Source organism: Aliivibrio finisterrensis (assembly GCF_008933155.1).
Taxonomy (GTDB): domain Bacteria; phylum Pseudomonadota; class Gammaproteobacteria; order Enterobacterales; family Vibrionaceae; genus Aliivibrio; species Aliivibrio finisterrensis.
Genome location: NZ_WBVP01000001.1, coordinates 88,478 through 110,061, shown reverse-complemented (window position 1 = coordinate 110,061; position 21,584 = coordinate 88,478). Strand labels below are relative to the sequence as shown.

At 38.4% G+C, this 21,584-nt stretch carries 21 protein-coding genes; 14 read left to right on the top strand and 7 right to left on the bottom strand.

The features are described 5' to 3' along the window. Positions 1–16 precede the first annotated feature (16 nt). Together lpoB and F8B77_RS00465 are read left to right on the top strand one after the other, a co-directional pair. Complete coding sequence (lpoB, locus tag F8B77_RS00470) at positions 17–607, top strand: penicillin-binding protein activator LpoB (protein WP_122035085.1); 591 nt, start codon at positions 17–19, stop codon at positions 605–607. A 155-nt stretch (positions 608–762) separates the two neighbouring features. Continuing rightward, positions 763–1,101, top strand: a complete 339-nt coding sequence (locus F8B77_RS00465) for a YggL 50S ribosome-binding family protein (RefSeq protein ID WP_130045294.1) — start codon at positions 763–765, stop codon at positions 1,099–1,101. 100 nt (positions 1,102–1,201) lie between these two features. Here F8B77_RS00465 and F8B77_RS00460 read toward each other — a convergent pair whose 3' ends face one another. Beyond that, positions 1,202–1,945, bottom strand: a complete 744-nt coding sequence (locus tag F8B77_RS00460; protein ID WP_130049339.1) for a class I SAM-dependent DNA methyltransferase — start codon at positions 1,943–1,945, stop codon at positions 1,202–1,204. 441 nt (positions 1,946–2,386) lie between these two features. Here F8B77_RS00460 and F8B77_RS00455 point away from each other — a divergent pair, with 441 nt between their 5' ends. The 5 genes from F8B77_RS00455 to F8B77_RS00435 all read left to right on the top strand — a co-directional run bounded on the left by F8B77_RS00455 (position 2,387) and on the right by F8B77_RS00435 (position 7,547). Beyond that, the gene (locus tag F8B77_RS00455; RefSeq protein WP_151652766.1) at positions 2,387–3,223 is read left to right on the top strand and encodes a phosphotransferase; all 837 of its coding nucleotides are present in this window, start codon (positions 2,387–2,389) and stop codon (positions 3,221–3,223) included. Positions 3,224–3,351: 128 nt separating this feature from the next. After that, entirely contained in the window at positions 3,352–3,903 is a 552-nt protein-coding gene (gene ycfP, locus F8B77_RS00450) for an alpha/beta hydrolase YcfP (protein WP_130045297.1), read from the top strand. A gap of 417 nt (positions 3,904–4,320) precedes the next feature. Continuing rightward, the gene (locus tag F8B77_RS00445) at positions 4,321–5,610 is read left to right on the top strand and encodes an NAD(P)/FAD-dependent oxidoreductase (protein ID WP_151652764.1); all 1,290 of its coding nucleotides are present in this window, start codon (positions 4,321–4,323) and stop codon (positions 5,608–5,610) included. A 173-nt stretch (positions 5,611–5,783) separates the two neighbouring features. Next, positions 5,784–7,088: a DEAD/DEAH box helicase gene (locus F8B77_RS00440; RefSeq protein WP_151652762.1), complete on the top strand. Its 1,305-nt coding sequence runs from the start codon at positions 5,784–5,786 to the stop codon at positions 7,086–7,088. Between the two features lie 9 nt (positions 7,089–7,097). Beyond that, complete coding sequence (locus F8B77_RS00435; protein ID WP_130049345.1) at positions 7,098–7,547, top strand: exoribonuclease R; 450 nt, start codon at positions 7,098–7,100, stop codon at positions 7,545–7,547. A 150-nt stretch (positions 7,548–7,697) separates the two neighbouring features. Here the strand turns inward: F8B77_RS00435 and F8B77_RS00430 are convergent, their stop codons facing one another. The 3 genes from F8B77_RS00430 to F8B77_RS00420 form a co-directional block, all read right to left on the bottom strand. Further along, complete coding sequence (locus F8B77_RS00430; protein ID WP_151652760.1) at positions 7,698–9,164, bottom strand: carbon starvation CstA family protein; 1,467 nt, start codon at positions 9,162–9,164, stop codon at positions 7,698–7,700. A gap of 180 nt (positions 9,165–9,344) precedes the next feature. Then, complete coding sequence (btsR, locus tag F8B77_RS00425) at positions 9,345–10,061, bottom strand: two-component system response regulator BtsR (RefSeq protein WP_151652758.1); 717 nt, start codon at positions 10,059–10,061, stop codon at positions 9,345–9,347. Continuing rightward, positions 10,054–11,736, bottom strand: a complete 1,683-nt coding sequence (locus F8B77_RS00420) for a sensor histidine kinase (RefSeq protein WP_151652756.1) — start codon at positions 11,734–11,736, stop codon at positions 10,054–10,056. Before F8B77_RS00420 ends, btsR begins: the two co-directional genes overlap by 8 nt. Before the next feature lie 240 nt (positions 11,737–11,976). Between F8B77_RS00420 and F8B77_RS00415 the strand changes: the two genes are divergently transcribed. Further along, on the top strand, positions 11,977–12,567 hold the full coding sequence (locus F8B77_RS00415; protein ID WP_151652754.1) for an acetate uptake transporter: 591 nt from the start codon (positions 11,977–11,979) through the stop codon (positions 12,565–12,567). Positions 12,568–12,644: 77 nt separating this feature from the next. On the opposite strand, the gene F8B77_RS00410 is transcribed toward F8B77_RS00415, so the two are convergent. Then, complete coding sequence (locus F8B77_RS00410; RefSeq protein WP_151652752.1) at positions 12,645–12,806, bottom strand: heat-shock protein HtpX; 162 nt, start codon at positions 12,804–12,806, stop codon at positions 12,645–12,647. A 305-nt stretch (positions 12,807–13,111) separates the two neighbouring features. Here F8B77_RS00410 and htpX point away from each other — a divergent pair, with 305 nt between their 5' ends. Together htpX and F8B77_RS00400 are read left to right on the top strand one after the other, a co-directional pair. Continuing rightward, on the top strand, positions 13,112–13,987 hold the full coding sequence (htpX, locus tag F8B77_RS00405; protein WP_151652750.1) for a protease HtpX: 876 nt from the start codon (positions 13,112–13,114) through the stop codon (positions 13,985–13,987). Positions 13,988–14,122: 135 nt separating this feature from the next. Further along, on the top strand, positions 14,123–14,602 hold the full coding sequence (locus tag F8B77_RS00400) for a YehS family protein (protein WP_130045311.1): 480 nt from the start codon (positions 14,123–14,125) through the stop codon (positions 14,600–14,602). 105 nt (positions 14,603–14,707) lie between these two features. Here F8B77_RS00400 and F8B77_RS00395 read toward each other — a convergent pair whose 3' ends face one another. Then, entirely contained in the window at positions 14,708–15,184 is a 477-nt protein-coding gene (locus F8B77_RS00395) for a hypothetical protein (protein ID WP_244298150.1), read from the bottom strand. Positions 15,185–15,600: 416 nt separating this feature from the next. Here F8B77_RS00395 and F8B77_RS00390 point away from each other — a divergent pair, with 416 nt between their 5' ends. The 3 genes from F8B77_RS00390 (at position 15,601) to mepK (ending at position 19,414) form a co-directional block, all read left to right on the top strand. Then, on the top strand, positions 15,601–17,001 hold the full coding sequence (locus F8B77_RS00390; protein ID WP_151652746.1) for an amidohydrolase: 1,401 nt from the start codon (positions 15,601–15,603) through the stop codon (positions 16,999–17,001). A 143-nt stretch (positions 17,002–17,144) separates the two neighbouring features. Next, positions 17,145–18,704: a L,D-transpeptidase family protein gene (locus F8B77_RS00385; protein ID WP_151652744.1), complete on the top strand. Its 1,560-nt coding sequence runs from the start codon at positions 17,145–17,147 to the stop codon at positions 18,702–18,704. 158 nt (positions 18,705–18,862) lie between these two features. After that, positions 18,863–19,414, top strand: coding sequence for a peptidoglycan L,D-endopeptidase MepK (mepK, locus tag F8B77_RS00380; RefSeq protein WP_151652742.1), 552 nt, complete (start codon positions 18,863–18,865; stop codon positions 19,412–19,414). 114 nt (positions 19,415–19,528) lie between these two features. Here the strand turns inward: mepK and asnS are convergent, their stop codons facing one another. Next, complete coding sequence (asnS, locus tag F8B77_RS00375) at positions 19,529–20,929, bottom strand: asparagine--tRNA ligase (protein WP_072054459.1); 1,401 nt, start codon at positions 20,927–20,929, stop codon at positions 19,529–19,531. Positions 20,930–21,196: 267 nt separating this feature from the next. Between asnS and queD the strand changes: the two genes are divergently transcribed. Continuing rightward, on the top strand, positions 21,197–21,559 hold the full coding sequence (gene queD, locus F8B77_RS00370) for a 6-carboxytetrahydropterin synthase QueD (RefSeq protein ID WP_061002237.1): 363 nt from the start codon (positions 21,197–21,199) through the stop codon (positions 21,557–21,559). Positions 21,560–21,584: the final 25 nt, after the last annotated feature.

The following is a 21,584-nucleotide window of genomic DNA, read 5'->3' as shown; positions in this document are numbered from 1 at the left end:
ACTAGAGGTAAATAAAATGAAAAAAAGTGTTGTTGCATTATTAGGCTTGGCTGTATTACTCGGTGGTTGTTCTAATAAAGTAAGTTACGGTGATGCACAAGCGGTTGAAACAACAACGGTAGACTTTGGCTCAACGGATCTACAAAAGATTGCGGGTGAAATGACAGAAAGCATGTTGTCTTCTGGTGCTGTTGCTCAAATTACTCAAGGTAATCGTCCAATTGTTTTTGTTGAGAGCATTAAAAACAAAACAAGCGAGCATATTGATACTGAATCAGTAACGGATTCAATCAGTACTAAGCTACTTAATTCTGGTAAGTTCCGTTTCGTTGATATGGATCGTGTAGAAGCGGTACGTTCACAACTTAACTTCCAAAACAACGATGAGTTAGTAAACCAAAATACAGCGATTCAGTTCGGTAAAATGGTTGGCGCTCAATACATGCTTTATGGCAACCTTTCTAGCATCGTGAAAAATGCAGGTAGCGACAAAGACGTATACTACAAAATGACAATGCGTTTAATGGATCTAGAAACTGGCCTTATCGAGTGGGCTGATGAAACTGAGATCCGTAAACAACAAGAGAAAAGCTTATTAGGTTGGTAATTACCCAACGTTAATTGATAGCTAAAGAAAGCCAGAGTAGGTGACTGCTCTGGCTTTTTTGTTTGTATAAACTTATTAATTTCTTGCAATCAAAGCTTGGGTAAACCTGACTAAAGGAGTATAAAGGTAGTAGATAAATCAAAGAGAGAAATGTCATGAAACTGAATAAGTTAGAAAACAAAAATCGTCGTATTCGTAAGAAATTATACTTAGGTGAATTTGCGATTCTTGGTTTTGAAGTAAGCTGTGCTACTGAATTTAAAGACTTTGACCAATACGATGCATTTGTTGATGATTTCATTGATTACATTAACAGCATTGACTTATGTTTTGGTGGCGGTGGTCTAGAGCTATTTGAAGGCTTTATCTGTTCAACTGAGCGTTACCGTTCAGCCACAGCAGACGAGCAACTTCTTGTGGCTAATTGGTTAGATAGCCGTCCTGAAGTAAATAAAGTAGAGCTTAGCGAATTGGTTGATGCTAACTACCTATAATCTGTACTCAGAGATAAGATTATTCTGAAGATGAGTTAAATAAAAATCCGCCTTTAATGGGCGGATTTTTTTGTTTGTATTGTAATAATATGTATTAAAGTTATTTTTTCACACAAACCACAATGGCATTACCTGAGCCATCATTTAATGGTGTGATTTTTTCATAATCATGCTCAAACATATGAACGTCAAAGTACGGTTCTAGCAAAGCGTTCAGCTGTTCAAAATCAACCGCAACCATAGGGTGCTTGTCGTCCCAAACCTCTGTTACGCCATCCGTTGTTTTTTCTATTTTTAACAATAGGTGTTGTTGCTCACCTTCGCCACAATAGTTCCAGCCTGATTGGAAGCTAAATTGGCTGCCTTCGTGCTCTGCCGGATGTTTTACAAATGAGCGATTGTCGATCTTGTTTCTTGCTACAGAGTTAAAGCAAAGTACGCCTTCTGGCTTTAACGCTGCATGAGCGCTTGCAATGCATTCTGACAGTTTTTCAATATTCGCATTGTAGTGAATCGAGTAGAGAAAACAGGTGATTAAATCCAATGGTTCTTCAACCTTGAAGTTACTCATGTCATGCAAAATAAACTCAGCTTCAGGGTTACGCTGTTTTGCAATATCAAGCATAGGTTGGTTTATGTCTAACCCTTTTGCTTGATATCCATAATTAATAAAATGTTTAACATGTGGGCCTGTACCACACGCTAAATCTAGATAATCTCTTCCTTGATTACCAAAGATTTGATGTATACGGCGAACAAAGTTACTTTGCTCTTGATAATCGATATCAGCACACATTAAATCGTAATAGCCAGATAAATCAGTATATAAAGCGTTAGAGGACATTATAGTCTATCCAAAATAACACCAGTCTACTTTAAGTGTTTGATTAACCGCTTATTTGGAAAGGTATATAATACCAATCGTAGTAAATAACTGTTCATCCTAACTGGTTAAAATGCTCGATAACTGCGTTGAAATTTTTGATTGTAGAATAACTACTTATCGAAAAATGTCGCCTTGTTCTCAAGCATTTTTCCTGCGCTATTTCTGAACACTTACTTACTGTGATTGGTATAAGAAGTACGTCTGGTAAGGCGCTGTATTATTAGCCTTAAAGAGACGCGTAGGGCGCGGATAATAATCCAATTTATTAGGTTTGAATAGCGAAAATTATTAAGATTTTAAAATCAATTTTTAATGCAAATTAGAGACAGAATAAAAGCGCTTGGTTAATTGTGATAAACTTTTATAAGCTTATGTTATTACGAGATTTATGGAGTAGATATGGATATTAATTTTGATGGCTTTGGGTTAAATACTAACAAAGTATCGTTACTGTCTGGTGGATTAACTAATGCCTGTTTGAAAGTTGAAGCGAAGGAAGGTACTTTTGTCTGGCGTCCAGTATCTGAGCAAGCGAAAGTACTTGGGGCAAATAGAGACAAAGAACAAGTCATATTAACAGCATTGCAAACAGTGTCTTTTGCTCCCAATGTTTACGGCTCAAATGATGAGGGTTTATTGGTTGAATGGTTTAAGGGTGATGTGATTGAGCTGGATAAAGCCAAAGACGTTGGGGTTGAACTATTAGTATCAGTTCATCAACTTGCTTTGGATGGGTTTAACGATGAAGTTAAAAATGATGTGATGAGCTTAAAATCACGTATTTTGAGTTATTGGTCATCATTAGAACCAGAAAACCAAACAAGTGAAATGCAAGTTTATGTTGATTACTTCTCTCAAGAGGAAGAACGGCCTTTATTTACTCCTTGTTTATGCCACTTCGACATTGGCGCTTATAATATTATTGTCAAAGAGAAAGGGTATGGGTTGATTGATTGGGAATACGCTTCCATCGGAGATCCAAGCCAAGACTTAGCAACCATGATCATTGCTAATCAGTTTGATGCTGATGAGGTTATTCACCGTTATTGCCTGCTACGAGGTTTTGATGAAAACAAATGGAAGCAAGCGGTGAATAAGTGGACGCCTTGGGTTTGTTTTATGGGGGCGTTATGGTTTTCTCTAGGCCATCAGTTACTGAAAGATGCGTGCTATCAAGAGTTGGCTGAACGAGAAATGAGCAAGTTAAAGAAATTAATGCCATTAATTAAAAAATAAATCGGTAATTATCTAGGCTAGATCACTGTTCTCAGTTTTGCTTAAGTTAATGGCTTTAAAACCATAATTTTCATGGTAGATTAAATTTACTTATATGGACTAATTCTTATTCAGGAACAGGGGGAAACATGATTATTTATCTTCACGGCTTTGACTCAACAAGCCCTGGTAATCATGAGAAAGTGGTACAGCTTCAATTTATCGATGAAGATGTTCGTTTCATTAATTACAGCACTCTGCATCCTAAGCATGATATGCAGCACTTATTAAAAGAAGTGCATAAGGTTATTGAGCAAGCTGGCGATCCAAACCCAATTATCTGTGGTGTAGGTCTTGGTGGCTTTTGGGCTGAACGTATTGGCTTTTTATGTGGGATCCGTCAGGTTATTTTTAATCCTAATTTGCACCCCGAAGTGAATATGGAAGGACGTATTGATCGTCCTGAAGAGTATGCTGACATTGCGACTAAGTGCGTAGAAAAATTCCGCCAAAAGAATAAAGAACATTGTTTATGTATTTTATCTAAGAGCGATGAAATACGTGATAATGCAGAAACAGCAGTAGAGCTTGAGCCTTATTACCAAATCATTTGGGATGAAAATGAAACACATAAGTTCAAAAAGATCTCTCAGCATTTGCAGGTAATGAAAGAGTTTAAAGAAGCCGAAACCTTAATCTAGTGCCTGTTTGGTAAATTCGATCTAGATATAAAAAACGGTTGCAACATGATAAAAACCTCACAATATCGTGAGGTTTTTTGATCTAAACCAAAGAAGCAATCTCTCGTAACAAAATAACACAACTCCTTCATTTATTTTACACCTCAAAAGAAATCTTCTCTATAACATCTATATCTGCTTGATAACATCCGAAATGCAGATATATAATGTTCATACCAATGTAATCATCTAATGAATTACATTGGTCTAAAACAAAGACAAGAAGCATACATTGCTCAAAATTAGCGTAACGTGAACGCTGTTTCCTCAAGACTCTTACTTTTTACGATAGTCTATAATGAAAAAGTAGAGAGCACACATTTTTTAATCTGAGTCGCTCAGGTTGATGCCGTTTTATTTTTTAGAGGAAAGATTGCAATGACTAAGATTGTTATTGTTGGTGGTGGAGCTGGTGGTCTAGAGCTTGCTACTAAATTTGGTCGTACACTAGGTCGTAAAGGTCGTGCAGAAGTTATTTTGGTTGATCGTAAAGCGAGCCATTTATGGAAACCATTACTTCATGAAGTAGCAACGGGTTCTTTAGATGAAGGTGTTGATGCAATCAGTTACCGTGCACATGCAAAAAACCATTCGTTTGATTTCCAAATGGGCAGCTTATGCGATATCAACCGTGAGCGTAAATTCATCACGCTGGCTGAAATTAAAGATGAGCATGACGAGGTTCTTATTCCGACAAGAGAAATCGAATACGATTACCTGATCCTTGCGATTGGCTCAACATCAAATGATTTTAATACTCCGGGTGTTCGTGAAAACTGTATCTTCCTAGATAGCCCAGAGCAAGCTCATCGTTTCCGCACTGAAATGAACAACCAGTTCTTAAAGCTTCATATGCACCCAACACAAAAAACCGTAGATATTGCGATTGTTGGTGCTGGTGCTACGGGTGTTGAACTGTCTGCTGAGTTACATAATGCGGTTAAAGAGCTACGTTTATACGGCTTTGGCGATTTGGATTCTGCAAAGCTAAACGTAAACCTTGTAGAAGCGGGTGAGCGTATTCTCCCTGCATTACCACCGCGCATCTCTGCTGCGGCTCACAGCGAGTTAACTAAACTTGGTGTTAATGTTCGTACGACGACAATGGTAACAAAGGCCGACTCTGAAGGTTTACATACTAAAGATGGTGAGCTTATCCCTGCTCAAATCATGGTATGGGCTGCGGGTATTAAAGCACCTGATTTCATTAAAGACATCGCAGGCTTAGAAACGAACCGTATTAATCAACTTGTTGTTAAACCAACGCTACAAACAACGCGTGATGACGATATTTTTGTTATTGGTGATTTGGCATCATGTGAAAAGCCTGAGGGTGGTTTTGTTCCTCCTCGTGCGCAAGCGGCACACCAAATGGCAAGCCATGCGTTTAAGAACATTGTGGCTAAGATGACTGATCGTGAAATGAAGCCGTATGTGTATAAAGATCACGGATCTTTGGTTTCATTAAGTAACTTCTCAACGGTTGGTAGCTTAATGGGGAACCTGACAAAAGGCTCAATGATGGTTGAGGGTCGTATTGCTCGCGTGGTGTACATTTCTTTATATCGTATGCATCAGATTGCATTGCATGGTGTGTTTAAAACAACCTTGATTATGTTGGTTGGCCGTATTAACCGAGTACTTCGTCCAAACTTAAAACTTCACTAATCGGGTCGTTTTAAAACGAAATAGATAAAAAGGCAGAAATACTTCAGTGTTTCTGCCTTTTTTTATGATGGAATAACAAAAAATGTGCGCTAACTCACCGTAAATCATTTATAATGCGCGGCTAAATTATTATCCACTGAATACATAGACTGTTCGCTTAAGGAATCCACTTTATGTCATTTTCATCTCAAGGTTTCGCACCTGAAGTCGTAAAAGCATTAACTGAATGTGGTTATCAGAAATTAACCCCAATCCAGCAAAAAGCTATTCCTTTGGCACGTAAAGGTCATGATATTCTTGCAAATGCTCAAACGGGTACAGGTAAAACGGCCGCGTTTGCATTGCCAGTGATTCAGCAATTGCTTGATTCGAAAAAAACAGCAACGCGTCGTTCAGCTCGCGCTCTGATTTTAGCGCCAACGCGTGAACTAGCAGAGCAAATCGCAGTAAACATTGCGGATTACACAAAATACACATCGCTATCAGTAACGGCGGTATTTGGTGGTAAAAAAATGTCTTCTCAAGAGAGAGCATTAGATCCGGGTGTTGATATTTTAGTTGCCACTCCTGGCCGTCTTCAAGAGCACCTTGAAGAAGGCAATATTTCTATCGCGAATCTTGAATTTTTAGTATTTGATGAAGCTGACCGCATGTTGGATATGGGCTTTGTTAATGCGATTCGTAACATCATGATGGAAGTAAATACAGCGCCACAAATCATGTTGTTTTCTGCGACGTCTTCTGCACAAATGAACAAATTAGCGAGTGATATTTTACGTCGTCCTAAGCGCATCTCAGTAGACCGTGAAAACATGACAGCAACAACAATTGCTCATGTGGTTTATCCGGTTGATGAAGAGCGTAAAACAGAATTACTTTCTGAGTTGATTGGTCGTAAAAACTGGCAACAAGTGCTGGTATTTGTAAACTACAAAGAAACAGCAAACAACATCGTTAAAGAGCTTAAGCTTGATGGTATTAAAGCGGTTATTTGTCATGGTGATAAAGCACAAAGTGCTCGTCGTCGTGCGTTAGAAGAGTTTAAAGAAGGCAAAGCTCGCGTAATGGTTGCAACCGATGTTGCTGCTCGCGGCCTTGATATTGCTGATTTACCACACGTAATTAACTACGATATGCCATTCTTGGCAGAAGACTATGTTCACCGTATTGGTCGTACTGGTCGTGCGGGTAAAAAAGGTCATGCTATTTCGTTTGTTAGTCGCGAAGAAGAGCTAACGGTTGTTCAAGTTGAAACACTAATTCAGCAACGTATTCACCGTGTCGTTCAACCAGGTTACGAGCCTAAGAGTCGTGATGCGTATATTGAAAAAGTAAATACGAAAGCAGGTTTTAAAGATCGTAAAGGTCGTACAAATAACGCGACTAATGTGAATCAAGATCAGGCTTCTGCAGAACGTCGTATGCGTTTGAAAAATGTGATCCAAAAGAAAGCTGGCATTACTAAGCTTAAAAAGTAGGAGAGAAAAATGGAACGTGATTATACTTTCTCTTGTTTAGTAACAATGCCACGCCATGAGCTTGAAGAGTTTAGCCATCGTGTGATTAGTCGTATGGTGCCAGAAGAGACAATCCAAGAGATTTTCACTTTTGAACAAGAAGAAACAGCAGATCAAGATCGTATGCAAACGGCTCAATTAGACGCGATGTTACGTCTTGCCGCTGTTGCACTTGGTGAAGTGACTCATGCGTTTTCTGAGTCTGAAAATTCACAACAAAACAGCTTACGAATGATGCGTCTTGTTTTATGGCATACCTATGCAATGCTATTTAATTTAGAAGAAGCGGTATCGTTAGAAGAGCACTGTGAATTGGTTGAGAAGATTTTAGCGAAACCACCGACAGATGCGTTAAATTGGTTGCCAATTTTATCTAAATTACTTGGTGATTACGCCGCGATTGCTGCGAAACAGAAGTAACGCTCTTCATAAAACAAAGCAACTAATTAAATTATATAAAGCGCCAGTGGTTACTACCACTGGCGCTTTTTATTTGGGTATAAAAAACCGAACCACGATTAATGGTCCGGTTTAAGTCTAACGTTATAGGGGGAAGGTTATAACGTTAGTTTAAGATTGAAGACTTTCTTCTTCTGAATCAATTTCACCTTTGCCTTTTGATTTCACAATAATCAAACCAGCAATTACAAACGCTGAAACCACACCGGTAATGGTTGATAGTGTCATCGGTAAACCAAAACCAAGTTGACTGTTATTTAAGATGAATGTGATACATACGCTTGTCATGAATACCGCTGGTACCGTCGCAACCCAATGTAACTTGTTGTGACGAAGTAAGTAAGCAGAAGCGGTCCATAGCATCATTACAGCCGTTGTTTGGTTAGCAAAACCGAAGTAACGCCAGATAATGCCGAAATCTACTTGAGTTAAGATACCACCAAGAACGAACAGTGGAAGCGCCATGAGTAGACGGTTACGCAGTGTTTTCTGCTCCATGTTGAAATATTCAGCAAGTATTAAACGGCTTGAGCGGAATGCAGTATCGCCAGAGGTAATTGGTAGAATAACTACGCCTAAGAACGCTAGGATGCCACCAAATGTACCTAGAAGACCAAATGATGATGCGTAAACTACATTACCAGGACCACCGTTTGAAACCGCTGCTTGAAGTGCTTCCATACCATCAAAGAAAGACAGAGCGATAGCACACCAGATCAGAGCGATAATACCTTCACCAATCATTGCGCCGTAGAATACAAAACGGCCATTCTTTTCATTTTCCATACAACGCGCCATTAGCGGAGATTGCGTTGCGTGGAAACCAGAGATAGCGCCACAAGCGATAGTGATAAATAGTGCAGGCCACAATGGTAAGTCGTTCGGGTTCATGTTGGTAAACATCTCACTTGGCTCGTAGCCACCAAGCACAGAATGATCACTTGATAGTGCGATTGCAGAAATTAAGCCAACAGACATGAAGATTAGTAGAGCACCAAATAGCGGATAGAAGCGTCCGATAATTTTATCAACTGGTACAATGGTCGCCAAGATGTAGTATCCAAAAATGATAACAACCATCGCCGTCATTGTGATACCTAAATCAAATTGGTCATTCATTAGGTTGGTTAGCATGCTTGCAGGAGCAGACACGAATACCACACCAACAAGAAGCAATAGAACAATGGCAAACACGTTCATGAAGTGCTTTGCACCATTGCCTAGGTACTTACCTGTAATGGTAGGAACAGAGGCTCCACCATTACGGACAGATAGCATTCCTGAGAAATAATCGTGTACCGCACCTGCAAAAATACAACCAAGGACAATCCATAACATAGCTGCAGGGCCGTAAAGGGCACCCATGATTGGGCCAAAAATTGGACCGACGCCTGCAATATTAAGAAGTTGAACTAGGTAGACTTTTGGTGTTGACATTGGAACAAAATCTACGCCATCTGTTTTTGTGTGAGCGGGGGTTTTTCTGTCTTCTTTAATACCAAAGACTTTTTCAATAAATGCACCGTAGATGAAGTAACCACCGATAAGCGCTGCAACACAGGTTAGAAACCAAACCATAATTTATTCCTTGTTTGAATTACTGGTTAATATAAATAAATGAATATGGTGGTTATCATACTGATGGGCGTAAAGAGTTCACGCCCAAAGAAAGTGAGTGGTTAAGATAAGGGGCTCAGTGGTTTTATATTATGTTAAGCGGTTTTAAGTCTGATTAAGTGGCTGTATTAAAAACTGTAATTAGCATTGAATCCCTAGTCGCTCTTTAATTTCTTTAAGATACCGACGACTGACTTGAGCAGTATGACCACTTTGAGTAATGATCTCACTGGTACCATTATCATGAAGTTTAATCTCTCTAATAAAGTGAGGGTTAATTAAAAACTGTCGATGGCAGCGGATAAGCGGGGTCTTTTCTTCAAGGACTTTTAATGTCAATTGTGTGCAAGCTTTCTCTGATTTGGTTACAAGCTCAACGCCTGCCGCTTGAATACTGGCAACCTCAATCTCTTTAGACGGTAAAAGAAGAATGCGGTTGTGCCCAGAGCAGGGGATTAACTCAATTTCAGGCGTGATAATAGGAGTGAGGTCGAGTTTGGTTTCGGCTGCTAATAATCGTTTTACGGTTTTTTTAAGGCGGCAAGGCTCTATCGGTTTGAGTAAATAATCAAAGGCGTTATCTTCAAAGGCTTTTACTGCAAATTCATCATAAGCGGTAACAAAAACGATATTTGGCATGGTCTCAGGATCAAGCATGCTGATTAAATCCATTCCTGTAATTTTAGGCATTTGAATATCAAGAAATACCACATCAGGTTTTAGTTGATTTATTTGCTTTAACCCGTCAATAGCATTACCACATTCTGCAATAATGTCGATGTGACCTACCTCGTTTAATTGTTCAATTAACTCTTCGCGAGCAAACAGTTCGTCGTCAATCACAATGGCTTTAAGCATGATTTATCGTCTCTAATGGTAAATGGATGGTGGCTTTGGTTTGTTGATTCTCAATGCATGATAAAGTCAGCCCAAAAGCGTCGCCAAATTGATTTTTTAAACGTTTATCAACAATGGTAGTGCCTAAACCATCACTGCTTGTTTTCTCAGTATATAGCCCTGCATTATCAATTACCTCAAGGATCACTTGGTGATGAGATAGATAACCTATAATTTTTATTTCGCCATTTTCAAACATATTCGAAGTACCATGTTTGATGGCGTTCTCAACTAAGGGTTGCAAGGTGAATGTGGGTAATTTTAAATCGTACAGTTTTTCGTCAATACTTACGTCGACTGTCAGTCTGTCTGCAAATCGTGCTAGCTCAATCTCTAAGTAGGATTGTACGTGATGTAATTCTTCTTTTAAGGTGACTTGCTCAAAGTTCTGTTTTAAATTTCTACGGAAAAATTGTGATAAGTGCTGAATTAATTCTCGAGCACGAGTTGGATCTCGTCGAATAACGGCACTAATCGTATTTAACGCATTAAACAGGAAGTGAGGATTCACTTGAGCTTGTAATAGGCGCAATTCTGCTTGAGTAAGTAAAGATTGCTGCTGTAAATAACGACCCGTTAAAATTTGGTTGGAGAGTAATTTGGCGATGCCTTCTCCCAGCGTTATGTTGATATAGGAAAATAGTTTCAGTTTTGGCTCATACAGTTTTATGGTGCCAATCACCTCATTATTCGCACCAATAAGTGGAATAACGAGTGCTGAGCCGAGTTTGCATTTTTCATCAATAGAGCATTGATAGGGGTGTTCGCCCCCATCGATGTACATTACTTTACTCTGCTTTATGGCTTTTCGTGTGTAATCAGAGGCAATAGGAGTGCCTGGTAAGTGATGATCATCACCAATACCAATAAAGGCTAATATTTTCTCTTTATCAGTAATAGAAACAGCGCCTACACCCGTTTCTTCATAGATTATTTTTGCGATTTGTTCACTGTTTTCTTGGTTGAAGCCTTGGCTTAATATTCCAACAGAACGTTGGGCGATGTTTAGTGCTTTATTAGAGAATGCGGCAGAGTATTTTTCATAAATGGCTTTTCTATCTTGGATAATACTCATAAACATGGCGGCCCCAACTGAGTTGGCAACAACCATAGGTAAAATGATAGAGGAGACAAGTTCATAAGCCTGATCAAATGGTTTGGCAACGATTAGAATTATGGTCATTTGTAATAGCTCTGCAATAAAGGCAATCATTAACACGGTTCTAGGTCTAAATAATTGTTCTATCTGATTTTTTCTAACAAAGTACAAATGAAATAAACCACCTAATAAGCCTTCTGTAGTCGTTGATATTGCGCAGGCTAGATCGGTAAATCCTCCCATAGAGTAGCGGTGTAAACCACCTGTTAGACCGACAAAAAATCCAACTAAAGGTCCACCTAGTACTCCTCCCATTACAGCACCAATTGCTCTTGTATTAGCAATCGCATCTTGAATAGCAAGGCCAAAATAAGTACCTAAAATACAGAAGCCTGAAAAGATGATGTAACAAAGAAAGCGATGACTCCAACGCCCTGAAATAGTCGTAATAGGAAGAAATAGCGGTGTCTTACTTAATAAATAAGCAAGCACAAGATAAACGCTTAATTGCTGTAGTAGGGAAAACACTAATTCCATGTAGGTTCTCAATTATTATGCAGGAGCTCTAGTGTAATCGTAATTAAGAATGCTGTCTAAATAGAAGAGGAAAACTGAATACGGTGAGCTATAAAAATTATCAATTCCGATTTAAATTTAAGAATGCAATAAATGAAATGTAAGATTTCATAAATGATAGTTGTGATCTTTGGTGCTCGTAAATAGAATGCGCTTCCTAAAACATTTTTTAATCATTACACTTTTTTTTGAGGCTTCGGCATGTCAAACAAACTTGCAAACCCAGCACCATTAGGCTTAATGGCTTTTGGTATGACAACTGTGTTATTAAACCTGCATAATGCTGGTTTCTTTCCTTTAAATACAGCGATCTTATCAATGGGTATTTTTTACGGTGGTCTTGCACAAGTAATCGCAGGCATCATGGAGTATAAAAAGGGTAATACATTTGGTACTACCGCATTTACTTCTTACGGTTTCTTCTGGTTATCTCTTGTTGGCTTAATTCTTATGCCAGAAATGGGTCTTGGCCAAGCAACGTCAGCAGCATTCATGGGGTGGTATCTTGCAATGTGGGGTGTATTAACATTCTTCTTATTCTTAGGGACATTCAACTACCCACGTGCTAAGCAAGTTGTATTTGGTAGCTTAACTATCTTGTTCGCATTGCTTTCAGCTCGTGATTTCACAGGTAGTGTAGTAATTGGCCACATGGCTGGTTATGTTGGTCTATTCTGTGGTTTAAGTGCTATGTACTTCTCTATGGCTCAAGTCATTAATGGTGAATACGGTCGTACTGTATTACCTGTTGGTGAAATGAAAGCAAAAGAAACAGCTGCAGTTACTGCATAAGTTTCTATTAATAAAATAGCAAAAGGCAACTTACTATTAGTTAGTAAGCTGCCTTTTTTGTATGTGCTGTATTTTAATTAGCGATATAAACCCATCAACGCTTCTTGAGTATCAGCAATCTGACTTTCAATATTAGATTGATCCTCAATTCCCAATTGCTTTTGGGCTTCTTCTTTTGATAACCCCAGATGACAACAAAGCATGTCAATCGCCATTAGGTAACTTTCTTTCTCAGTCATGTTCGGTCCTTGAGCATTATTTATTTTGATTCATTAAGGACAAGTTAAACCTAAATAAAAAAGCGTGCAATAAGACTTAAGTCTAACCCTCTTAATTTACCATTCAGGCTTTAGTTGTTTAAAAAGTAGTGAATAAAGGTAAATAGGAGATAAGAAAGTGTATCAAAGTGCGTCAAGCCCTTGTGTTTATAGGAAATGGCACTATCTTATGGGTATACTTATTAAGCGTGCTAGATGCGTTTGGGTCCAATTCAAAATAAAAAAATAAATGAGTTGAATTAATTATTAACCGGAGAGAAAGATAAATGAAGCGTATTGCGCTGTTTTTAGCAACAAACTTAGCTGTGATGATTGTATTCAGTATTGTTCTGAATATTGTTTATGCGGTTACGGGGATTCAACAAGGTAGCCTTTCTGGTTTACTTGTTATGGCTGTATTGTTCGGTTTTGGTGGTTCGTTAGTTTCTCTAATGATGTCAAAATCAATGGCATTACGTTCAGTAGGTGGTGAGGTTATTGAACAGCCTCGAAATGAAACTGAACATTGGTTAATGCAGACGGTATCTCGTCAAGCGCAGCAAGTTGGTATCGGTATGCCAACGGTTGCAATTTACGACTCGCCTGATATGAATGCTTTTGCTACTGGTGCAAAGCGTGATGATTCATTGGTTGCGGTATCTACTGGGTTATTACATAGCATGACTCGTGATGAAGCAGAAGCGGTATTAGCACACGAAGTGAGCCATATTGCAAATGGTGACATGATTACAATGACGTTAATGCAAGGTGTAGTGAATACTTTTGTTATTTTCTTATCACGTATGATCGCAAATGCTGTTAGTGGTTTTACGTCAAACGATGAAGAAGGTGAGGGCGAAGGTGGCAGTTTTATGACGTATTTTATTGTTTCTACTGTACTTGAACTTGCGTTTGGTTTCTTAGCAAGCTTCTTAACGATGTGGTTTAGCCGTCATCGCGAATTCCATGCTGATGCAGGTGCTGCACAGTTGGTTGGTAAAGAGAAAATGATCGCGGCATTAGAGCGCTTACGCATGAGTCAAGAGTCTCATCTAGAAGGTTCTATGATGGCATTTGGTATTAACGGCAAAAAGTCGTTAACAGAACTGCTAATGAGCCATCCACCTCTTGAGAAACGCATTGACGCTTTACGTCAAATGTAACATTTGATGGAAATGAATAAAACCCGAGTTTGTCTCGGGTTTTTTTGTACGTATAGATCACATAAATCTTTTACCAAAGTGGATTACAAGTTATAGTCTGCACCTAATTTAAATTTAATACATTTAGGATTTACCTTGACTAATAACGACATTTTACGACGCATTCGTTACGCTTTTGATTTTGATGATACTAAGATGATCGCACTGTTTGGTGCCGCTGATCTTAAAGTAACTCGTGAAGAAGTATGTAACTGGTTAAAAGCGGATGACGATAAAGACTACAAAAGTTGTCAAGATGTTCAATTAGCAACGTTTCTAAATGGTTTAATTAATGATCGTCGTGGTAAGCGTGAAGGCGAGCAACCAAAGCCTGAAGAAAAACTAACAAACAACATCATACTGAAAAAATTACAAATTGCTTTAAACTTAAAAGCAGATGACGTTTTAGACTTAATGAAGTTAGTTAACTTCCGTTTAAGCAAGCACGAACTGAGTGCTTTCTTCCGTAAAGCAGATCATAAACACTACCGTATTTGTAAAGACCAAGTTCTACGTAACTTTTTACAAGGCGTGCAACAGAATTTACGCGGTGAAGCTGAAGTAGAAAGCGAATAAGCTTTTTCGTTTTACCATAAAAAACCACGACTATCATTTGATGAGTCGTGGTTTTTTTGTATTTATTAGCTGCATTATATGGTTAGTACTAGTATTGTTATGAAGTTAGAAACTCCATTGCATACTCATTACGATAATCCCGGGCAGGATAAAGCCAGCTTCTACGCCAAAATAGTCAGTAAAGTTGTATTGTGCTGCATGATAAATGTATGGGGCAAATGCAACGCCAACTTTTTCTTTTGATGTCTTATATATCCCACCATCACCACAGTCTTCAAATGCATCGATAAAGAACTCACCTGCGTACGAATACATCCCTTTAATCACAAGTTTGCTATTTACACGATACCAGTCTTTTCGGACACCAATAAGCATACAGCGATTCGCTTGGCTGTTTAAAAAAGTACCTAGCATGAAGCTGTAATCAGAGTCAGCAGAAAATTTACGCTCAACAGAAAAGTATTGATTACCAAAGTATTGATGAGAGTCAGGATCGTAGGGTACTAAATGATAGAGAAATGATCCCGTGTTTACAGAGTAAAGAGATAACTCATTAGGTTCCTCCTCTGCTTTGCTCTCCAAAGGAAACAATGAAATAAAAAATAAAAAATAAAAACAGTAAGGCTTCATAACTCAAAAGTGTGAAAAAAATGTATAGGCATTATAAAGACATTTACTTGAATGAACAGAGAGAGCAAGCTAGCTCTCTTAATATATTTACATTTTTTGGTACACTTATTTAACTATTCACTTGTTGAGTGAATGTTTTTCCTTCGATACCTTTATCAACCTTACCTTCCGACTTAGCTGCAAAATAGCAGCAAGGGTATTATTTGCAATAATTCTCACCCCTCGCTGAATATTTAAAAGTATGACATTGGTCACTACTTTGAGAATAAGGTAGGGCTGTTTATTGATAATTCACTTGATAAAAGGAATGTCACGTATATCATCCGTTTCTGAAATCTAGCTATTTTTTTTCTTTAGTGAGTATATTTATGTATTTAAAAAAAACCTTAGTTGCCATTGCTATAGCAGCAACTAGTTTTTCTACGCTGGCAGTACAACAAGTTGATTTACTGATCAAAGATGCAACATTGCTTACAATGAATGAATCTAAGCAAACGTTTGATAATGGCGTAATTGCCATCAAAGGTAATAAAATTGTTGCAGTTGGTGATGAAAGTATTGCAAAAAACTATGAAGCAAAAACCGTATTAGATGTTGATGGTGATATTGTTCTACCCGGTTTAATTAATACACATACTCACGCTTCAATGACTGTTTTTCGTTCATTAGGTGATGATGTTCCTGACCGCTTACATCGTTATATTTTTCCACTAGAGAAAAAGTTAGTGTCACGCGATATGGTTCGCATTGGTGCTAATCTAGGTAACGTAGAGATGGTGAAGGGTGGAGTAACTACTTATGCGGATATGTATTATTTTGAAGACGAAGTAGCAAAGACAGTCGACAAAATTGGTATGCGAGCAATCTTAGGTGAGAGTGTTATTAAATTTCCGGTTGCTGATGCAGCAAATGCAGATGAAGGTATTCAATACGCATTAAACTTTATTGAAGAATATAAAGATCATCCTCGTATCACACCAGCGTTTGCTCCTCATGCCCCATACACTAATACTACAGAGACGTTACAAAAAATTGCGAAACTGTCATTAGAGCTAGATGTTCCAGTCATGATCCACTTAGCAGAATCTCATCGTGAAGAAGAAGTGATAGCAGAGCGTTCTAATGGGATGTCTCCAGTAGAGTATATGCACAGTATTGGCGCGCTTAATAAGAACCTGATTGGTGCTCATATGATTCTTATTGATGATAAAGACATTGAGTTAGTTAAAGAGTCTGATATGGGCGTTGCTCATAATATGAGTGCTAACATTAAATCGGCTAAAGGTGTATCTCCTGCACTTAAAATGTACGATGAAGGTGTTCGTATTGGCTTAGGAACCGATGGTCCGATGTCAGGCAATACATTAAGTATTATTGATGAGTTTAACCAAGTTGCTAAAGTTCATAAATTAGTAAATAAAGATCGTGCAGCAATGCCTCCAATCAAGGTTATTGATATGGCAACGATGGGTGCAGCTAAAGCGCTTCATATGGAAGATAAAATAGGCTCTATTGAAGTTGGTAAGCTAGCAGACATTATTGTTGTTGATACGAAAGCACCAAATATGCTGCCAGTATATAATCCTTATTCTGCACTAGTTTATTCTGCAAATTCAGGCAACGTTCGTCATACTATTGTTGATGGTAATATCTTGATGAAAGATCGTGAAATGCTAACGGTTGATGAAGGTAAAATCCGCCAAGAAGTGATCGAGTTTACAAAAATAGTGCGCAAGACAGTTATTGAAAGTGGCGAGGTTGTTCAATAAAGCAGCGCCATAATGTCTTAAGAAAAGGTCAAATTATTTGGCCTTTTTTTATCTTACCCTAAAGTGAATGAAGCCTATCAACTTGATATTTAACGTATGCATACTACTATCAAAGTAGTAGCGTGTTATTTGGGGGGGCTTTCATGGTTAGAGTGATTATTTTATTTTCCGTTTTTCTTATACTTATGCCACTTAATGCTCAGGCTTTAACTCAAGCAAGTCGCTATATTGATCAGCAGGAAGCACAGTTATTTTATCCAGAATTAGTTTCTCGTTTTTATCAAAATGAACAGCTGAAATGGTACTCACCAAAGGCGCGGAAAAACTTAGAAAATCAATTGGCGTTATTGGTTCTTGCTGATCTTAATAATGCTCTTGAGCAACGCTACTATCATTTACAGAATTCAAAAGAACTGGAATACGATATTTTAGCAACAGATACCTTAATTTATCTTCTTACCTATCAATCTAAAATACCAAAAAGAGGAAGCGGTTGGTTTTTTGGTAGTCGCCTTGATGAGCATATAGGTGAACCCCACCCACAGGTTATCTCTTCAATAAATACTGCTTTTACTGGTGAACGATTGGATTACCTTACCAAAACTTTAGCTCCTAATTCAGAGATGTACGAGGAGTTTTACGGACAGTTGTTCAGCTATTATGATCCTTATGGTGAGCCAATTGAGAAACTAACCTCTTCTAAACTTATAAGGCCTAACCAAGAGATCTCTTATGTTTCACTGGTTAATCGTCTTTATGTTGCCGGAGAGCTGACGAAAGAAGAAAGCAGAGAACTCTTATCACATGATAATGGTCTTTATAATTTAGAACTTGTTGATGTTATAAAACGTTTTCAAAAGCGCCACGGGTTGTTGCCTGATGGGATAATTGGCCCTAAGACTAAATATTGGTTGAACATGTCGGCAAAAGAGCGTGTTCGTATCATGGCATTAAATATTCAGCGATTACGCTTATGGGAAAATAAAAAAGCGCGTTTTGTGCTTGTGAATATCCCATCTTATGAAATGCAATATTGGAAAGAAGATGAGCTGCTGTTTCACAGTAAAGTGATTGTAGGGAAACTGGCAAGAAAAACGCCATTGTTTTCGACATATCTTAATTCCATCGTTTTCAATCCTAGTTGGAAGGTACCAACGAAAATTATGAAAGAAGATATTTTGCCAAAAGCATATAACGATAAAGGCTTTTTACAAGCACAAAACTTTGAAATTGTACCCACTTGGTTAAGTGATGAGGTTATTCCTATTGAAGATATCGATTGGGAACAAATGAGTATTGAAACCTTTCCTTATAAGTTGAGACAAAAATCTGGTGATAGTAATGCGCTTGGTCGTTATAAATTTAATACACCTAATCGAAATGCTATTTATTTGCATGATACGCCTTCCAAATCACTTTTTAGAAAACAAACGAGAGCTTATAGTTCAGGGTGTATTCGTGTTGAAAGAGCTTCGGAGTTCGCCCAACTCTTAATGAAAGAGTCCCATTTTTCTAAAAAAGAGTATCATAATTATCATCAATTACCTGAAACGAAAGAAGCGATTTTGTCTCAAACAATCTCGGTATATACGATTTATCAAACTGCGTGGATTGATGAAAAGAACCAAGTTCAATTTCGAGATGATATCTATGAATATGATAAATGGAGTAAGTCAAAAAAATTGACAAATAATTTACATTAAAAATTAAGTCGAAAAAGAGCATTTAATTCAATTAGTAAGATATTTTCATGGGGTTTAGCTAAGAAAATTAATTGTATGTTATTTGACCATCTAAGGGTTGGTGTGTATATTCTCCTTCAGTTATTGATTGATCTATTTATAAGAGAGATTTCTACTGTATGTCTGAATTGAGTCCATTACGCCGTAAAATCCTACTTGGTGGCGCAGCTACTGTTGGTTTAAGTCTGTTTCCTACTTTATCTTTCGCATCACAATTTGAAGAGTCACCACGTAAGCTAGCGTTAAACAACTTACATACCGGTGAAGAGCTACAGACTGAATATTTTAATGGACGAGGTTATCAGAGCGCAGAGTTAGCAAAACTAAATCATTTATGCCGAGATTTCAGACGTAATGAAAGCATCGAAATGGATAAACGATTATTTGACCAATTGTCGGCGATTCAAAATGTCATTGGTTGTGATACTCAGGTTCAAATTATTTCGGGTTATCGCTCACCAGCAACAAATGAAATGTTACGTGGTAAATCACACGGTGGCGTGGCAAAGAAAAGTTTGCATATGCTAGGTAAAGCAATGGATTTTCGCTTAGAAGGCGTTCCCTTAGCTGAGGTAAGAAAAGCGGCGTTATCATTAAAAGCGGGCGGAGTAGGGTATTATCCAGGCAGTAACTTTGTGCATATTGATACGGGTAGAGTGCGTTTTTGGTAATGATACCTAAATATATAGTTAAAAAAATGGCGACCGCACTGGTCGCCATTTTTGTATTCATTAGTTTCTATTTAATCTATTCTTACAGAGCTAATGCCCTATAAGAAAAGCCAATTAGAAGTTAGCTGAACGTGGAGTACGTGGGAACGGGATAACGTCACGAACGTTGCCCATACCAGTTACGTAAGACACTAGACGCTCAAAGCCAAGACCGAAGCCAGCATGAGGCACTGTGCCGTAACGACGTAAATCACGGTACCAGCTCATGTGCTCAGGGTCGATGCCCATTTCAATCATACGAGCATCAAGAACGTCTAAACGCTCTTCACGTTGAGAACCACCAATGATCTCACCAATGCCTGGTGCAAGAACATCCATCGCAGCAACCGTCTTACCATCGTCATTTTGACGCATGTAGAATGCTTTGATGTCTTTCGGGTAGTTTTTAACGATAACCGGTGCTTTGAAGTGCTCTTCTGCAAGGTAACGCTCATGCTCAGAAGACATATCGATGCCCCACTCAACATCAAACTCAAAGTCACGACCAGAATCTTTAAGGATTTGGATAGCATCTGTGTAGTCTACTTGTGCGAAATCAGAGCTTACAAATTGCTCTAGACGAGTGATCGCTTGTTTGTCGATGCGAGAAGCAAAGAACTCAAGGTCATCACGACGCTCAGCAAGAACAGCTTCGAATACATACTTAAGCATGTCTTCAGCTAGTTTAGCTACGTCATCAAGCGTAGCGAAAGCAACTTCAGGCTCAACCATCCAGAATTCAGCTAGGTGGCGGCTTGTGTGTGAGTTTTCAGCACGGAAAGTAGGACCGAATGTGTAAACTTTGCTTAGTGCACAAGCGTAAGTTTCCGCATTAAGTTGACCAGATACGGTTAGGAATGTTTCTTTACCAAAGAAGTCTTTGTCGTAATCAACATTGCCTTTGTCATCCATAGGAAGGTTCGCGTGATCTAGCGTAGAAACACGGAACATTTCACCAGCACCTTCAGCATCAGATGATGTGATTAGTGGAGCAGACATCCAGAAGTAGCCTTGCTCGTGGTAGAAACGGTGAATCGCTTGAGATAGACAGTTACGAACACGTGCAACCGCACCAATCACGTTAGTACGTGGGCGAAGGTGTGCAACTTCACGTAAATATTCAATTGAGTGACGAGTCTTAGCCATTGGGTAAGTATCAGCATCTTCAACCCAACCTACAACTTTAACTTCAGTTGCAGCTAGCTCAAAATCTTGACCTTTAGCAGGAGAAGCTACGATAGTACCTGTCACTTCAACAGAACAACCTGTTGTTAGCTTAAGAACTTCGTCATTGTAATTATTTAAGTCATTAGGAACTACGGCCTGAATCGGATCGAAACAAGAACCGTCATAGATAGCTAGGAAAGAGATTCCAGCTTTAGAGTCGCGACGTGAACGGATCCAACCGCGAACAGTTACTTCACTGTCAACCGCTAGTTTACCGCTTAATACGTCTGTTACAGGCGCGTAAGTCATGTTAATTACATTCTCCATTGTTGTGCTACATGCACGAATATTTTTATTTCAAGAAATACATATTACCTTTCTTATTGATAGCTTCAAGTGTTGTTGTTCTATAAACGTGATTTTTCAGAATAAGAATCAATTTTCGTTGTAAATTCGCCGAAAAAATCGACAATATCATAAGGGAATAGGGAACTTACTGATTGTGAGTCTTGTTGTTTAGTAGGGAAGTAGAGTACTATCCCTGCTTCATAATATAGGTAATAGAGATTTTAACTAATGACAACTGAACTATATAAAGACTTCATGTTTGAAGCAGCACACCATTTACCACATGTACCAGAAGGTCATAAATGTGGTCGTCTTCATGGTCACTCTTTTTTAGTTCGTTTGTATGTTGAAGGTGAAGTTGACCAACATACGGGTTGGGTAATTGATTTCTCTGAAATTAAAGCGGCATTTAAACCAACGTATGATCGTCTTGACCATTACTACCTAAACGACATTGAAGGGTTAGAAAACCCAACAAGTGAAGTATTAGCTAAGTGGATTTGGAACGAAGTAAAACCAAGTCTTCCATTACTAAGTAAAATTGAAATTAAAGAGACATGTACAGCAGGTTGTACTTACCGCGGTGAGTAATCTACATTAACTGTCATGTTTAGAG

Coding starts and splice junctions, on each gene's coding strand:
- F8B77_RS00435 (WP_130049345.1), top strand. CDS start 7,098: ATGGAACGTGATTATACTTTCTCTTGTTTAGTAACAATGCCACGCCAT.
- F8B77_RS00385 (WP_151652744.1), top strand. CDS start 17,145: ATGGTTAGAGTGATTATTTTATTTTCCGTTTTTCTTATACTTATGCCA.
- asnS (WP_072054459.1), bottom strand. CDS start 20,929: ATGACTTACGCGCCTGTAACAGACGTATTAAGCGGTAAACTAGCGGTT.
- htpX (WP_151652750.1), top strand. CDS start 13,112: ATGAAGCGTATTGCGCTGTTTTTAGCAACAAACTTAGCTGTGATGATT.
- F8B77_RS00390 (WP_151652746.1), top strand. CDS start 15,601: ATGTATTTAAAAAAAACCTTAGTTGCCATTGCTATAGCAGCAACTAGT.
- F8B77_RS00415 (WP_151652754.1), top strand. CDS start 11,977: ATGTCAAACAAACTTGCAAACCCAGCACCATTAGGCTTAATGGCTTTT.
- lpoB (WP_122035085.1), top strand. CDS start 17: ATGAAAAAAAGTGTTGTTGCATTATTAGGCTTGGCTGTATTACTCGGT.
- F8B77_RS00455 (WP_151652766.1), top strand. CDS start 2,387: ATGGATATTAATTTTGATGGCTTTGGGTTAAATACTAACAAAGTATCG.
- F8B77_RS00430 (WP_151652760.1), bottom strand. CDS start 9,164: ATGGTTTGGTTTCTAACCTGTGTTGCAGCGCTTATCGGTGGTTACTTC.
- ycfP (WP_130045297.1), top strand. CDS start 3,352: ATGATTATTTATCTTCACGGCTTTGACTCAACAAGCCCTGGTAATCAT.
- mepK (WP_151652742.1), top strand. CDS start 18,863: ATGTCTGAATTGAGTCCATTACGCCGTAAAATCCTACTTGGTGGCGCA.
- F8B77_RS00445 (WP_151652764.1), top strand. CDS start 4,321: ATGACTAAGATTGTTATTGTTGGTGGTGGAGCTGGTGGTCTAGAGCTT.
- F8B77_RS00410 (WP_151652752.1), bottom strand. CDS start 12,806: ATGACTGAGAAAGAAAGTTACCTAATGGCGATTGACATGCTTTGTTGT.
- F8B77_RS00460 (WP_130049339.1), bottom strand. CDS start 1,945: ATGTCCTCTAACGCTTTATATACTGATTTATCTGGCTATTACGATTTA.
- F8B77_RS00465 (WP_130045294.1), top strand. CDS start 763: ATGAAACTGAATAAGTTAGAAAACAAAAATCGTCGTATTCGTAAGAAA.
- queD (WP_061002237.1), top strand. CDS start 21,197: ATGACAACTGAACTATATAAAGACTTCATGTTTGAAGCAGCACACCAT.
- btsR (WP_151652758.1), bottom strand. CDS start 10,061: ATGCTTAAAGCCATTGTGATTGACGACGAACTGTTTGCTCGCGAAGAG.
- F8B77_RS00420 (WP_151652756.1), bottom strand. CDS start 11,736: ATGGAATTAGTGTTTTCCCTACTACAGCAATTAAGCGTTTATCTTGTG.
- F8B77_RS00440 (WP_151652762.1), top strand. CDS start 5,784: ATGTCATTTTCATCTCAAGGTTTCGCACCTGAAGTCGTAAAAGCATTA.